Raw genomic sequence first — 13,275 nt, forward strand, 5'->3', positions numbered from 1 at the left:
CCGGATCTGATCCCATGTCGCTCATCATCTTCCCCGCCATCGACCTCAAGGCCGGCCAGGTCGTCCGCCTCGCCGAGGGCGATATGGCGCGCGCCACCGTCTATGGCGACGATCCCGCCGCCCAGGCCGAACGCTTCGGCCAGGCCGGCGCCGAATGGCTGCACGTCGTCGATCTCGACGGCGCCTTTGCCGGCGAATCGGTCAACGGCACCGCCGTCGCGGGCATCCTGTCGCGCTTTCCGGGCAAGGTTCAGCTCGGCGGCGGCATCCGCAACCGCGACTCGATCGCGCGCTGGCTCGATCTGGGCGTCACCCGCGTCGTGATCGGCACCGCCGCGCTCGAAAATCCCGATCTCGTCCGCGACGCCGCGCGTGCGCATCCCGGCCGGATCGTCGTCGCGGTCGATGCGCGCGACGGCATGGTCGCGACGCATGGCTGGGCCGATGTGTCCGACGTCAGCGTCGTCGATCTCGCCCGCCGGTTCGAGGATGCGGGCGTCGCCGCACTCCTCTTCACCGATGTCGGCCGCGACGGGCTGCTCAAGGGGTGCAATGTCGACGCGACCGTGGCGCTCGCCCGCGCCGTGTCGATCCCGGTGATCGCCAGCGGCGGCGTCACCGACATCGACGACATCCACGCGCTGCGGCGCCATGTCGACGACGGCATCGAAGGCGTCATCTCGGGCCGCGCGCTCTATGACGGGCGGCTCGACCTCGCCCGGGCGATCGAGGCGGCGCGATGACCGTCCGCGCGCGCGTCATCCCCTGCCTCGACGTCGCCAACGGCCGCGTCGTCAAGGGCGTCAACTTCGTCAACCTCGTCGACGCGGGCGATCCGGTCGAACAGGCGCGCGCCTATGACGCCGCCGGCGCCGACGAACTCTGCTTCCTCGACATCACCGCCAGCCACGAGGCGCGCGGCACGCTGCTCGACGTGGTGCGCCGCACCGCCGAGGTGTGCTTCATGCCGCTCACCGTCGGCGGCGGGGTGCGCACCGTCGACGATGCCCGCGCGCTGCTGCTGGCCGGCGCGGACAAGGTCGCGGTGAACAGCGCGGCGGTGTCGCGCCCGGAAGTGGTCGCCGAGATCGCCGACCGCATGGGCAGCCAGTGCGTCGTCGCCTCGGTCGACGCGCGGCGCACCGGCGACGGCCGCTGGGAAGTGTTCACGCATGGCGGCCGCCGCGCGACCGGCATCGACGCGGTCGAACATGCGCTGCGCCTTGCCGAACTCGGCGCGGGCGAGCTGCTCGTCACCTCGATGGACCGCGACGGCACGCGCGACGGCTATGACCTGGAGCTGATCCGCACCATCGCCGACCAGGTGACGGTGCCGGTGGTCGCCTCGGGCGGCGTCGGCGGGCTCGACGATCTCGTCGCGGGCATCCGCGACGGCCATGCCTCGGCGGTGCTTGCCGCCTCGATCTTCCATTTCGGCCATGCCTCGATCGCCGACGCACATGCCGCGCTCGCCGCGGCGGGGATTCCGGTCCGCGACCCGCAGCGCCCGGCTTAACGCTTTCTGCGCGGATCGGGGTTAGGACGGCGGCACCATGGCCCTGCTCCGTGTCCTGATCCGCGCCCTGATCCTCGCGCCGTTCGCCGCCGCGCCCGCCGTCGCCCAGTCGCTCGCGCACAGCGGCGCGGTCAGCCAGCGGCGCATGCCCGAACTGTCCGACATCGCGCTGTTCGTGTTCGCCGCCTTCGCGCTGTGGTTCGTCCGCCGCGCGCTGCGCGCCCGCTTCCGCCGCACGCGCCGCGACTGAACGCGCGGCCGAGGATTGACACGGCGCGCGCGCTCGCTCAGCCGAGTGGCCATGCCCGACTCTGCCGATATCCTCGCCACGCTCGAAACCACGATCCGCACGCGCCGCGGCGCCGATCCCGAAACATCCTATGTCGCCCGCCTGTCCGCGCGCGGCCGCGCCAAGATGGCGCAGAAGGTCGGCGAGGAAGCGACCGAGGCCGTGATCGCCGCGATCCAGGACGACCGCGCCGAGATGGTCAAGGAATCGGCCGACCTCCTCTTCCACCTGCTCGTGCTGCTCGCCGACATGGGGCTCGGCCTCGACGATGTCCGCGCCGAGCTCGCGCGGCGCGAGGGGCTTTCGGGCATTGCCGAAAAGGCCGCGCGGGGGGCGTGAGCCTGTCGGCGCCTTTCCTTCCTTCCCGTTCCCGGGCGGATCTGAACTACGGAGCACCCAATGCCGATCGACGCCACGCTGCCCTATGATCCCGACAACATCTTCGCGCGCATCCTGCGCGGCGAGATTCCGGCGCGCACCGTCTATGAGGACGATCACGCGCTCGCCTTTCACGACATCAATCCGCAGGCGCCGCACCATATCCTCGTGATCCCGCGGGGCGCCTATGTCAGCTGGGACGATTTCTCGGCACGCGCTTCCGATGCCGAAATCGCGGGCTTCGTCCGTGCGGTCGGCAAGGTCGCGCGCGATGCGGGACTCGTCGCCGACGGCTATCGGCTGCTCGCCAATATCGGCGGCGATGCCGGGCAGGAGGTGCCGCATCTTCACGTCCATCTCTTTGCGGGACGCCCGCTGGGACCGATGCTGGCGCGCTGAAGCCCGCTCGCGCAATATCCTTACAAAGCGGCTCCGGACGGCACGAAAGACCGTACAGTAAGGGATTGCACGTGGTCATTTTGCGTTTAGGCTTGCGCCTTCGCAAAAGGGGCGGCGCGTCACGCGTCGCAAAGGGGATCACCTAAATGATATTCGGGCGCATCAAGCCACTCGATGCCATCCTCGCCACCGCCGAAAAGAAATCGCTCCATCGCTCGCTCGGCGCTTTCCAGCTGACCATGCTGGGCGTCGGGGCGATCATCGGCACCGGCATCTTCGTTCTGACCGCGGAAGCCGCGCAAAAGGCCGGCCCCGGCATGATGCTCAGCTTCGTCATCGCCGGTTTCGTGTGCGCGGTCGCCGCGCTCTGCTATTCCGAAATGGCCTCGATGGTGCCGGTTTCGGGTTCCGCCTACACCTACAGCTACGCCGTGATGGGCGAACTGGTCGCCTGGCTGGTCGGCTGGGCGCTCGTGCTCGAATATGCGGTCGCGGCCGGCGCGGTCTCGGTCGGCTGGTCGGGCTATTTCGTCGGGCTGCTGCGCGAATATCTGGGGGTCCATCTGCCCGGCGCGCTCGTCAACGCCGACGCGCTGATCGCGCATATCCAGGTGGCGTTCGGCGCCGCCCAGACCGACGCGATCCGCACCGCGCTCGAACATGGCGGCTATGTCAACCTGCCCGCGATGCTGATCGCGCTGCTCATCACCTGGCTGCTGATCGTCGGCACCAAGGAGAGCGCGGCGGTCAACGCGGTGCTCGTCGTCGTCAAGATCGCGGCGCTGTCGCTGTTCGTCGTGCTCGCGCTGCCGGTGATGAAGTCCGAACATTTCCACCCGTTCGCGCCGCTCGGCTTCGGGGGCATCTCGGCCGCTGCGGCGTCGATCTTCTTCGCCTATGTCGGCTTCGACGCGGTCTCGACCGCGGCGGAAGAGACCAAGAACCCGCAACGCAACATGCCGATCGGCCTGATCGGCAGCCTCGCGATCTGCACGCTCTTCTACATGCTCGTCGCCGCCGGCGTGATCGGCACGGTGGGCGCCCAGCCGCTCGTCGATGCGGCGGGCAAGGGCATTTCGCCGGGCAGCACCGAACTCGCCGCCGCCTGCGCCAATATCGGCAGCCAGGCCGTCGTCTGCTCGAAGGAAGCGCTCGCCTGGACGCTGCGCGAAATCGGCTGGCGCCAGATCGGCAACCTCGTCGGCCTCGCCGCGGGCATCGCGCTGCCTTCGGTCATCCTGATGATGATGTTCGGCCAGACGCGCATCTTCTTCGTGATGAGCCGCGACGGGCTGCTTCCCGAAGTGCTCAGCCGCGTTCACCCCAAATATGGCACGCCGCACGTCGTGACGGTCATCACCGGCGTGTTCGTCGCGCTGTTCGCGGCGCTGTTCCCGGTGGGCGCGCTTGCCGACATCTCGAACTCGGGCACGCTGTTCGCCTTCGCGATGGTCGCGGTGGCGGTGATGGTGCTGCGCCGCACCGATCCGAAGCGGCATCGCCCGTTCCGTACCCCGGCGGTGATGATCGTCGCGCCGATCGCGGTGCTGGGCTGCGTCTATCTGTTCCTCAGCCTGTCGCTCTACACGCTGTCGCTCTTCTTCGGCTGGGCGTTCATCGGGCTGATCGTCTATTATCTCTACAGCCGTAACCACAGCCATGTCGGCCGCGGCATCGTCGAGATCCACGAGGCGGATGCCGACGCGCCGCCGCAGCCGGTCGCGCCGATCGGCGACGCGCACACGCCGGGCTATCGCGACGCCTGACGCCGGCGACGCGTACCGCAACCGAAAAGGCCGGGGGAAACCCCGGCCTTTTTGTTTGCCCCGGCGCCTCCCCCGGGCGCCGGGCGGGTCACAGCCCGGCGGCGTCCATCTTCGGCGCTTCATAGGCGCCGTCCTCGCCCGGATAGCGCAACCGCGCGTCGAACCGGCCGTCCGCTTTCGCCAGCGACCAGACCAGGCTCTGCCCTGCGGGCAGCACGTCGGGCGCGCGCGCGAACAGCGGCGCGGCAAAGGCCGTTTTCGCGTCGATCAGCCGCCAGCCGCGCGCGCGGAACATCGCCAGCATGTCGTCGAGGAACAGCCCCGTCGTCAGCCGGTGGTGGAGCAGGATCGTGTGGTCGATCGAATGGCCGAACAGCGATTGCGCCAGCCCGTCATAAAAGGTCGCGCGCTCCCAGATATGGTCGAGGTACAGGCGCCGGTAAGGCCCCAGCGGCGTCGCCGGCGCGGCCGCGAGCCGCGTCTTCAGCCGGTTGTCGATATACCAGTCGGACGTGTCGATCGTCACATGCGCGTTGGCATAGCCATGTTGCGTCAGCAACGCGCGCATCCGGTCGCGTCCCGCCGCGGTTCGCCCCTCGGCCAGAAAGGGGAAACGGAACAGCCTCGTGAAACCGGGATAGCGCGACAGCAGCGGCTCGCACCGCAGGATGTCGGCCATCAGCGCGTCGGGGTCGGCGCCGCTGAAATTACGGTGCGAAAAGCTGTGATTGCCCAGGATATGGCCGTCGGCCGACCATGCCGACAGGACGCGCGGGCTCCGCTCGGCATCGACATATTTGCCCGCGACGAAGCCGGCGGCCTTGATCCCGTGGCGCCGCAACGCGGCACGGATCGCCGTGTCGCGTTGCGCGCCGCCCATCAGGGCGGTGTCGGACAGGTCGAAATCGTCGATCGTGACCGCGATGCCCGGCCTGCGCCCGCCCCGCGCGCGGCCTGCCGCCGGCGCGCCGGCGACCAGCCCCAGCGCGGCAAGCCCGGCCAGGAGCGACCGGCGATCGACCCGCAACGACATCCGCCTTCCCCCTCTCGCCGCTGCGCCGTGCGCGCAACGATCCCGGCGTGCGGCGATGTCGGGCCTTGCGCAACGCGCGTCGCGGCCGGGCAGGGTCGAGCGCCGCTTCGCCGCGACGAACCGCGCCGCACATGAAAGGGGGCCGGAAGGCGCCTGCCCCCCGGCCCCGCTTTCGGTACGTGCCCGCCCCGTCCGGGGGCGGCGGCGGCGTCAGCCCAGCTTCTGCTCGGCCAGCGCTGCCAGGTCGACTTCGGCGCGCGCGCCATAGTGCGAGATGATCTCGGCGGCACAGATCGCGCCCAGCCGCAGCGAATCGACCAGGCTGCGCCCCTGCGCCTGGCCGTGCAGGAAGCCCGCCGCGAACATGTCGCCCGCGCCCGTCGTGTCGACCACTTTCTCGATCGGCTCGGCCGGCACCGCGACGCGCTCGCCGCCCGCCACCGCGATCGCGCCCTTTTCCGAACGCGTCACGACCAGCAGCGGCACCTGCCCCGCCATGTGCGCCACCGCGGTCTCGAAATCCTCGTGCTGGCACAGCGCGAGCAGCTCGTTCTCGTTGGCGAACAGGATGTCGATCTGCCCGTCGGCGATCAGCTTGCGGAAATCGTCGCCATGGCGCGAGATGCAGAACACGTCGGACAGCGTGAACGCCACCTTGCGCCCCGCCGCGCGCGCGATGTCGATCGCGGCGCGCATCGCCCGGCGCGGTTCCTCGGGATCCCACAGATAGCCTTCGAGGTACAGGATCGCGCCCTGCTCGATCAGCGCGCGGTCGAGCGCGGCCTCGGGCAGGAACTGCGACGCGCCCAGAAAGGTGTTCATCGTCCGCTGGCCGTCGGGCGTGACGAAGATCAGGCAGCGCCCCGACGAAGGCGCCCCGTTGCGCGCGGGCGTATCGAAATGCACGCCCGCCGCGCGGATGTCGTGCGCGAACACGCTGCCGATCTGGTCGTCGGCGACCTGGCCGATAAAGGCCGAACGCCCGCCCAGCGCGGCGACGCCCGCGACGGTGTTGGCGGCCGAACCGCCCGAAACCTCGCGCCCCGGCCCCATCTTGGCATAGAGCGCGTCGGCCTCCTCGGGCGAAAACATCAGCTGCATCGATCCCTTGGGAACGCCGATCTCGTCGATGAAGCTGTCTTCGGCCTGGGCAAGAATATCGACGATCGCGTTGCCGATCGCGACAACGTCAAAGGCAGGGCTGGTCAATGCTGGGCTCCAATTGGGTTGCGCAATCGCCCTATAGGGCGGCATGGGCGGATGCAACCAAGGGCCCTGCCGGCAAGGCGGCGGCGACAAGGGATCGCAGCATGGGAGAAACCGCGATGAAGTTCTGGCCGATCGCCGCCGCCGCGCTGGCGCTCACGGGATGCAGCGGCGAGATCGTGCCCGCCGCGCGCCCCGCGGGGCATGTCCCCGTCCCCGGCACGCGCCCGGCCGTCCCCGTCCAGCCGCTCGGCCCCGGCGCCGCGGCGCTCATCGGCCAGACGGCGCCGCGGCTGATCGCCCAGCTCGGCCGCCCCCAGCTCGACGTGACCGAGGGGCCGGCGCGCAAGCTTCAGTTCGCGGGGCCGATCTGCGTGCTCGACGCCTATCTCTATCCGCCCGCGCGCGGCCGGGGCGAGGCGGCGGTGACGCATATCGACGCGCGCGAGCGCGACGGCAGCCCGATCGACCCGGCAAGCTGCGTCGCGGCGCTCGGCGCGCGCCGCGGCCGCTGAAGGTTCAGAGCGGCAGGCCCAGCCGCGGCCCGATCCAGCGCAGCGCGAGGTACAGCGCGATCGTCAACGCGCACCCCGCGCCCAGCGCCGTCCAGAAACCGGCGCCGCGGCGCAACAGCATCGGGATCAGCAGGAACATCGGCAGCGACGGCAGCACGTACCAGAAGGTCGCCTCGGCATGCGCGGCCATATTGTCCGCATCGGGTTTCTCGCCCCACAGCCACATCATCCCGACGACCGAGACCAGCGGCAGCGACGCGATCAGCGCGCCGACACCGGGATAGCGCCGCGCGATCGTCGACGCGGCGGCGATGAGCACGCCCGACAGCGCGGACTTGATGGCAAGATACAGCATCGCGCCATGCTAGGGCGTTTTACCCCCGGGTGAACACGCTCCTTTTTGGGCGGTCGCATTTTCGGGGTCGTCGCCCGTGGACGGGTCGGGCCGGAATGGCGCCCGCCCGCACCGCGCCCGGCGCCGACGGCGCGTCAAGCCGCGGGGGCGTGCCGCTCCAGGCATCCGCGCAACAGCTTTTCGAGCGCCATCGTGTTGCGCTCGCGCTGCAGCCGCTCGGCCAGCGCGCGCGTCTGCGGCGCCACCTTGTCGAGCCAGGCGCGCCCGCCCTGCTTGTCGATGATCGTCTTCTGCCGCGCGGCCATCTCGCGCGCGAGCGGCTGGTTGCCCAGCCCCATCGCCTCCATGCTCGTCGCGCGAAAGATCGCGAGGCACTGCGCGGGGTCGCTGCTGTCATATTCGAGCGAGGACAGGTCGCCGCATCCCGCCAGCGCCGTCGCCACTACCAACCATCCGGCCCAACGCATCGACAATCCCCTCTCGTTACCGTCCTTGGGGCCACGGAATGAACAACCCGTTACCCATCGAATCCGCCCCCACCCCGCCGCCGAACAGCCGCCCCCCAAAATCCTCCCCGGCCCCGCCGGGGAGGGGGACCACCGGCCGCCAGGCCGGTGGTGGAGGGGCCGCGCCGCCAGGCGCGGAAACCCCCGCGCCACGACGCCCCCCGCCGAACGCCCTACCCCAGCCACTCGCAACGCACGCCGTCGTCCGTCTCGCCCGCCAGCCGCGCGTCGCGCATCGCCGCCCACGCATCCGGCGCCAGTTGCGCGAGCGCCCAGACGGCGGCCCCGCGCACCACCGGCGCGGGATCGTCGAGCAGCCGCCGCACGCGCGGCAGCAGCGCGGGCGCCCCGCTGTTGCCCGCCGCGATCAGGCAGTTGCGCACCATCCGGTCGCGCCCGATCCGCTTGATCGGCGACCCCGAAAACACCGCGCGGAACCCCGCATCGTCGAGGTCGAGCAGGTCGGCGAGCATCGGCACGGTCAGTTCGGCGCGCGGCAGGAACGCGCGGTTGGCCTGCGCCGCCGCGGCGAACTTGTTCCACGGGCACACCGCCAGGCAGTCGTCGCAGCCATAGATGCGGTTGCCGATCCCGGCGCGCAGCGCGTGCGGGATCGGCCCGGCATGTTCGATCGTCAGGTACGAGATGCAGCGCCGCGCATCGAGCCGATAGGGCGCGGGGAACGCGTCGGTCGGGCACGCGCGCTGGCACGCGTCGCACCGCCCGCACCGGTCGCGCCCGCCCGCATCGGGGGCGAGCGTCAGCGTGGTATAGATCGCGCCCAGGAACAGCCAGCTGCCGTGGCTGCGGCTGACCAGATTGGTGTGCTTGCCCTGCCAGCCCAGCCCCGCCGCCTCGGCGAGCGGCTTTTCCATCACCGGCGCGGTGTCGACGAACACCTTCACATCGGCATCGGCGATCCCCGCCTTCGCCGCCGTCTCGACGATGAAGCGCGCCAGCGCCTTCAGCGCGCGCTTGACGACGTCGTGATAGTCGGCGCCCTGCGCATAGACCGAGATCCGCCCCGCCTCGGGCACCGCCGCGAGCGCGAGCGGGTCGGCGGCGGGGGCATAGCTCATCCCCAGCGCGATCACGGTCTCGACCGCGGGCCACAGCCCGCGCGGGCTTTCGCGGTGGTGCGCGCGGCTTTCCATCCACAGCATCGACCCGTGCGCGCCGTCGTCGAGCCAGGCGCGCAGCCGCTCGGCGGTGCGCGGCGCCGCGTCGGCGCGCGCGAAGCCGCACGCGGCGAACCCCAGTTCGGCCGCCTTGGCGCGGATCGCCGCTTCAAGTGACTTGCCTTCGTACATCACCGCCCGCTAGCATAACCCGAAATGCGAGGGGCCTGAAATTGCGCGACGATCTGGCGGTATCGGCCACGGCACTGGTCAAGCGGTTCGGCGCGCGCAACGCGGTCGACGGCGTCGACATCGCGGTGCCGCGCGGGTCGATCTATGGTGTGCTCGGCCCCAACGGCGCGGGCAAGACGACGACGCTGCGGATGCTGCTCGGCATCATCGAGCCCGATGACGGCGAACGCCGCGTGCTCGGCGAATCGGCGCCGCGCCGCGCGAGCGACCGGATCGGCTATCTGCCCGAGGAACGCGGCCTCTATCCGGGGATGAAGGCGCGCGAGGCGATCGCGTTCATGGGGGCGTTGCGCGGGCTGCCCTGGGCGGTCGGGCGCAAGCGCGCAGTCGCGCTGCTCGCCGAGGCGGGGCTCGCCCACGCCACCGACGAAAAGATCCGCAAGCTGTCGAAGGGCATGGCGCAGTTCGTCCAGTTGCTCGGCGCGGTGGTCCACGAACCCGATCTGCTCGTGCTCGACGAACCCTTTTCGGGGCTCGATCCGGTCAACCAGGAACGGCTCGAACGGCTGATCCGCGCCCAGCGCGACCGCGGCGCGACGATCCTGTTCTCGACGCACGTCATGGCGCATGCCGAACGGCTGTGCGACCGGCTGTCGATCATCGCGGGCGGCACCGTCCGGTTCGAGGGCACGGTCGAGGCGGCGCGCGCGACGCTGCCGCTCCAGGCGCATTATGTCCCGCGCGCCGACGCCGACGGCGCGGCGGCGCTGCTCCCGCCCGATGCGCGGCGCGACGGCGCGGGCTGGCGCTTCGCGATGCCCGATGCGGGAATCGAATCGGTGCTCGTCCGGCTGATCGAGGCGGGGCACGGCATTTCGGGGCTGTCGATCGAACGGCCGGGGCTTCACGACGCCTTTGTCCGCATCGTCGGCGCGGCGGCGATCCAGGACGACACGACGGAGACGGCGGCATGAGCGATTTGACCCGGATGCTGCGCCAGACGCTCACCGTCGCGCGGCGCGATTTCGTCGCGACGGTGTTCACGCCCACCTTCCTCGTCTTTCTCGCCGCGCCGCTGATGATGGTCGCGTTCGGCGCGGTGGGCGGGCTCGGCGCGCGCCAGGTCGCGGCGTCGGCGGGCGACCGCACGCACATCGTCGCGATCGCCGGCGGCGCCGATGCCGCGTCGCTCCAGGCGGCCGACACCGCGCTCCGCCGCCTCTATCGCAGCGACGAGGGGCCGCCCGCGCTCCGGATCGAGGCGCCCGGCGCCGATCCGCTGGCGCAGGCGCGCGCGCTGCTCGCGGCCAAGGGCGGTGCGGCCACCGCCGCGCTCGCCGGGCCGCTCGAACGCCCGCACCTCTATTATGTCGCGCCCAGCGCGCGCCATGCGACCTATCTCGGCCAGCTCGCCGAGGATGCGCTGCGGCTGCGGTCGAACGGCGGCAAGGCGATGTCGGTGCCGGTGGTCGAGCCGGTGCGCCGCAGCGGCGCCAGCCGCGTCGCCGAGGGGGCGGCCTCTTATCTCGCGGTCGTCGCGCTGTTCGTGCTCAGCCTGATGCTCACCAGCCAGGCGGTGGGCACGATGGCCGAGGAACGCTCGAACAAGGTGATCGAGGTGCTCGCCGCCGCGGTCCCGCTCGAGGCGGTGTTCCTCGGCAAGCTCGTCGGGATGTTCGGCGTCGCGCTCGTGTTCATCGGCTTCTGGGGCACGGTGATCGGTCAGGGCGGCGCGCTGCTCCCCGGCCCCGTCGCCGCGCTGATGGCCGAGGCGTCGCCCGCGACCGGGGCTGCCTTCCCCTTCATCTTCTTCGCCTATTTCACCATGGCCTATCTGCTGCTCGGCGCGGTGTTCCTCGGCATCGGGGCGCAGGCGTCGACCCCGCGCGAGATCCAGATGCTGTCGCTGCCGATCACCTTCTTCCAGATGGGGATGCTCGGCTTCGCGACCGCGGCGGCGAGCCAGCCCGAGTCGTGGATCGCGCGCGCGGCGGAGATCTTCCCGTTCAGCTCGCCCTTCGCGATGGCGGCGCGCGCGGTCGCGCGGCCCGAATTGTGGCCGCACCTCGTCGCGCTCGGCTGGCAGGCATTGTGGGTCGCGGCGACGGTCGCGCTCGGCGCCGCGCTGTTCCGCCGCGGCGTGCTCAAATCGGGCAGCCCCCGCCGCACCCGCCGCAACGCCGCCGCCTGAACACGCCCGCCCGCGCCGCCGCACGGCGCGGGCGGCGACGGACCGACACGCCGCGCGACCGGCAGCAAAGGGCACCCCCCGCCGGCCACCTGCACCAAGCGCGCCGCCCCTCGCGGAACGGCAGCGGGACGACCCGCATCACCGCCCCGATCGGCGCCCAGCGCGCCGCCCACATCACCGGCCGCGCACGGCAACGATTCGCGCCCGCAGCCACGCCGCCGCCGGACCACGCCGCACAACCCCCGCACCGCGCACCCACCACCGCAGCGGATCGCCGCCCCGCCGCAGCCGACGACCACCCTCAGCGATCGGCAGCACGCCCGGCGCGGCCCACGGCGAAAGGCGAGCCCCGGCCGGCGACCTGCGCCACGCGCCTCGCACCTCGCGAAACGGCAGCGCCGCGACCCGCATCACCGCCCCGATCGGCGCCCAGCACGCCGCCCACATCGCGGGCTGCGCACCGCGACGATTCGCGACCCGGTCCCCATCGCAATCGCCACCCACAGCCGCGCCGCCGCCGGACCACGCCGCACCACCCCCGCATCGCGCCCCCACCACCGCAGCGGATCGCCGCCACGGCCGCCCCGGCTTCCCCACCTCCCCGCGGCCCGCCCCAGCCGGGCCACCTTCGCCTGCCGCCCCGCCGCAGCCGAGGACCGCCCCTCGGCGATCGACGGCGCGACCGGCGCAGCGCACGGCGGCCGGGGCGAGGCCAGCGGCGACCGGCAGGCGCAGTGGCCCCGGGGCGGCGTTCAGGATTTATCGGATCAACGCGTGCGACGGCGCGCATCCATGAACTTCATCCGGGAATCGGTGGCGCGAGGCGGTGCGTCATCGGCGTCCTCGCAACGGCAGGATTTGCGTGTGTAACGACGCGTTTCGCTACCCCGAATGCGCGAAAATGCCGACCGCAGCGTGCGATCGGCATGTCTTGTCCTGTCGTTGAGGCGGGGCGACGGCGCGGCCGCCGCTCGCGGGACCACCGATCAGTTGGCGGCGGTCTTGAGGTCGCTCAGGTCGAGTTCGAGCGAGGCGACCAGCACCTTGTCGCTCTTCTTCGCCATCTCGATGCGCGGCGAATTGTCCGAATAAATGAAGCCGTTGACCGGATAGACCGACGTGCCCAGATCGCCCGTCGGCGCGAACCAGACGCGCACTTCGCTCCAGTCGCCCGCCGGCGAAACGTCGATCGCGCGCACGTCGCGCTCGATCCCGCCGCGATGCGACCAGTTGGCATGCGTCAGCAGCACTTCGCGCTCGCTGATGACCTTCGAAACCATCGCGACATGGCCGAACGGCATCTTGCCGGTGCGCTGGAACGACATCACCGCACCGACGCGCGGCGCCGAACCGCGGGCATAGCGGCCCTCGGCCTGGCTCCACCAGGTCCAGGCGTTGCCGTACAGATCGATACCCGAAACTTCCCGTGCATAGGGCGCGCACTGCAGATAGCCACCCTTGGCCTCGGCGGGCACGGTGGTGATCAGGGCGCAAGCCGCCATCAGCGCAAAACGCGCTGCAAAAGCACGGAAATTCATAGACCCCCCGGTCAAGGAAGCGGTGTTGCCATCTTCGTAGCGGGGCGATCGGAGCGGAAAAAGCCCTGCGGCTCGTCGATCCGACGAACCGTTGCGGTGAGCCGATGGACCGATGGAACGCGCTTTGCGGCGCCGCCCGGCCCTCCGCAACGGTACGGAGCTACGCCCGCGGATCACCGTTTTCCTACCTAAAGCATCTTCCACGAGCAGCGCCCGCGCCCCCGGCGGCGCTAGGCTTTTCTCACAGGATCGTTACCTATCGACATCAGATCA

At 71.1% G+C, this 13,275-nt stretch carries 15 protein-coding genes; 9 read left to right on the forward strand and 6 right to left on the reverse strand.

Going from position 1 to position 13,275, the window contains the following annotated elements:
* Nucleotides 1-14 precede the first annotated feature (14 nt).
* The 6 genes from hisA (at nt 15) to ACT3CF_RS14075 (ending at nt 4,348) form a co-directional block, all read left to right on the forward strand.
* Nucleotides 15-743: a 1-(5-phosphoribosyl)-5-[(5-phosphoribosylamino)methylideneamino]imidazole-4-carboxamide isomerase gene (hisA, locus tag ACT3CF_RS14050; protein WP_478423760.1), complete on the forward strand. Its 729-nt coding sequence runs from the start codon at nt 15-17 to the stop codon at nt 741-743.
* Nucleotides 740-1,516, forward strand: coding sequence for an imidazole glycerol phosphate synthase subunit HisF (gene hisF, locus ACT3CF_RS14055; protein ID WP_478423762.1), 777 nt, complete (start codon nt 740-742; stop codon nt 1,514-1,516). The genes hisA and hisF overlap by 4 nt, the downstream gene beginning before the upstream one ends.
* A 37-nt stretch (nt 1,517-1,553) precedes the next feature.
* Complete coding sequence (locus ACT3CF_RS14060; protein ID WP_478423764.1) at nt 1,554-1,766, forward strand: hypothetical protein; 213 nt, start codon at nt 1,554-1,556, stop codon at nt 1,764-1,766.
* 51 nt (nt 1,767-1,817) lie between these two features.
* On the forward strand, nt 1,818-2,144 hold the full coding sequence (locus ACT3CF_RS14065; protein ID WP_478423766.1) for a phosphoribosyl-ATP diphosphatase: 327 nt from the start codon (nt 1,818-1,820) through the stop codon (nt 2,142-2,144).
* Nucleotides 2,145-2,204: 60 nt separating this feature from the next.
* On the forward strand, nt 2,205-2,582 hold the full coding sequence (locus ACT3CF_RS14070) for a histidine triad nucleotide-binding protein (RefSeq protein ID WP_478423768.1): 378 nt from the start codon (nt 2,205-2,207) through the stop codon (nt 2,580-2,582).
* A 146-nt stretch (nt 2,583-2,728) separates the two neighbouring features.
* Nucleotides 2,729-4,348 (forward strand): amino acid permease, encoded by a 1,620-nt coding sequence (locus tag ACT3CF_RS14075; protein ID WP_478423769.1) that lies wholly within the window; start codon nt 2,729-2,731, stop codon nt 4,346-4,348.
* Between the two features lie 88 nt (nt 4,349-4,436).
* Here ACT3CF_RS14075 and ACT3CF_RS14080 read toward each other — a convergent pair whose 3' ends face one another.
* A complete protein-coding gene (locus ACT3CF_RS14080) occupies nt 4,437-5,381 on the reverse strand; it encodes a polysaccharide deacetylase family protein (RefSeq protein ID WP_478423771.1) in 945 nt (314 codons plus the stop codon).
* A 210-nt stretch (nt 5,382-5,591) separates the two neighbouring features.
* Nucleotides 5,592-6,590 carry an adenosine kinase gene (locus tag ACT3CF_RS14085; protein ID WP_478423773.1) on the reverse strand — a complete coding sequence of 333 codons (999 nt, stop codon included), beginning with the start codon at nt 6,588-6,590 and terminating at the stop codon, nt 5,592-5,594.
* 101 nt (nt 6,591-6,691) lie between these two features.
* On the opposite strand from ACT3CF_RS14085, the gene ACT3CF_RS14090 reads away from it, so the two are divergent.
* The gene (locus tag ACT3CF_RS14090) at nt 6,692-7,102 is read left to right on the forward strand and encodes a hypothetical protein (protein ID WP_478423775.1); all 411 of its coding nucleotides are present in this window, start codon (nt 6,692-6,694) and stop codon (nt 7,100-7,102) included.
* Between the two features lie 4 nt (nt 7,103-7,106).
* On the opposite strand, the gene ACT3CF_RS14095 is transcribed toward ACT3CF_RS14090, so the two are convergent.
* From ACT3CF_RS14095 to queG, 3 genes are all read right to left on the reverse strand, one after another.
* Entirely contained in the window at nt 7,107-7,457 is a 351-nt protein-coding gene (locus ACT3CF_RS14095) for a DUF3147 family protein (RefSeq protein WP_478423777.1), read from the reverse strand.
* Nucleotides 7,458-7,591: 134 nt separating this feature from the next.
* A complete protein-coding gene (locus ACT3CF_RS14100; RefSeq protein ID WP_478423779.1) occupies nt 7,592-7,930 on the reverse strand; it encodes a hypothetical protein in 339 nt (112 codons plus the stop codon).
* Nucleotides 7,931-8,136: 206 nt separating this feature from the next.
* Nucleotides 8,137-9,273 (reverse strand): tRNA epoxyqueuosine(34) reductase QueG, encoded by a 1,137-nt coding sequence (gene queG, locus ACT3CF_RS14105; RefSeq protein WP_478423781.1) that lies wholly within the window; start codon nt 9,271-9,273, stop codon nt 8,137-8,139.
* 35 nt (nt 9,274-9,308) lie between these two features.
* Here queG and ACT3CF_RS14110 point away from each other — a divergent pair, with 35 nt between their 5' ends.
* Both ACT3CF_RS14110 and ACT3CF_RS14115 read left to right on the forward strand, forming a co-directional pair.
* Complete coding sequence (locus tag ACT3CF_RS14110) at nt 9,309-10,247, forward strand: ABC transporter ATP-binding protein (protein WP_478424130.1); 939 nt, start codon at nt 9,309-9,311, stop codon at nt 10,245-10,247.
* Complete coding sequence (locus ACT3CF_RS14115; protein ID WP_478423783.1) at nt 10,244-11,464, forward strand: ABC transporter permease; 1,221 nt, start codon at nt 10,244-10,246, stop codon at nt 11,462-11,464. Before ACT3CF_RS14110 ends, ACT3CF_RS14115 begins: the two co-directional genes overlap by 4 nt.
* A 986-nt stretch (nt 11,465-12,450) precedes the next feature.
* Here ACT3CF_RS14115 and ACT3CF_RS14120 read toward each other — a convergent pair.
* Nucleotides 12,451-13,002: a CHAP domain-containing protein gene (locus ACT3CF_RS14120; protein WP_478423785.1), complete on the reverse strand. Its 552-nt coding sequence runs from the start codon at nt 13,000-13,002 to the stop codon at nt 12,451-12,453.
* Nucleotides 13,003-13,275 lie beyond the last annotated feature (273 nt).

Source organism: Sphingomonas chlorellae (assembly GCF_056485145.1).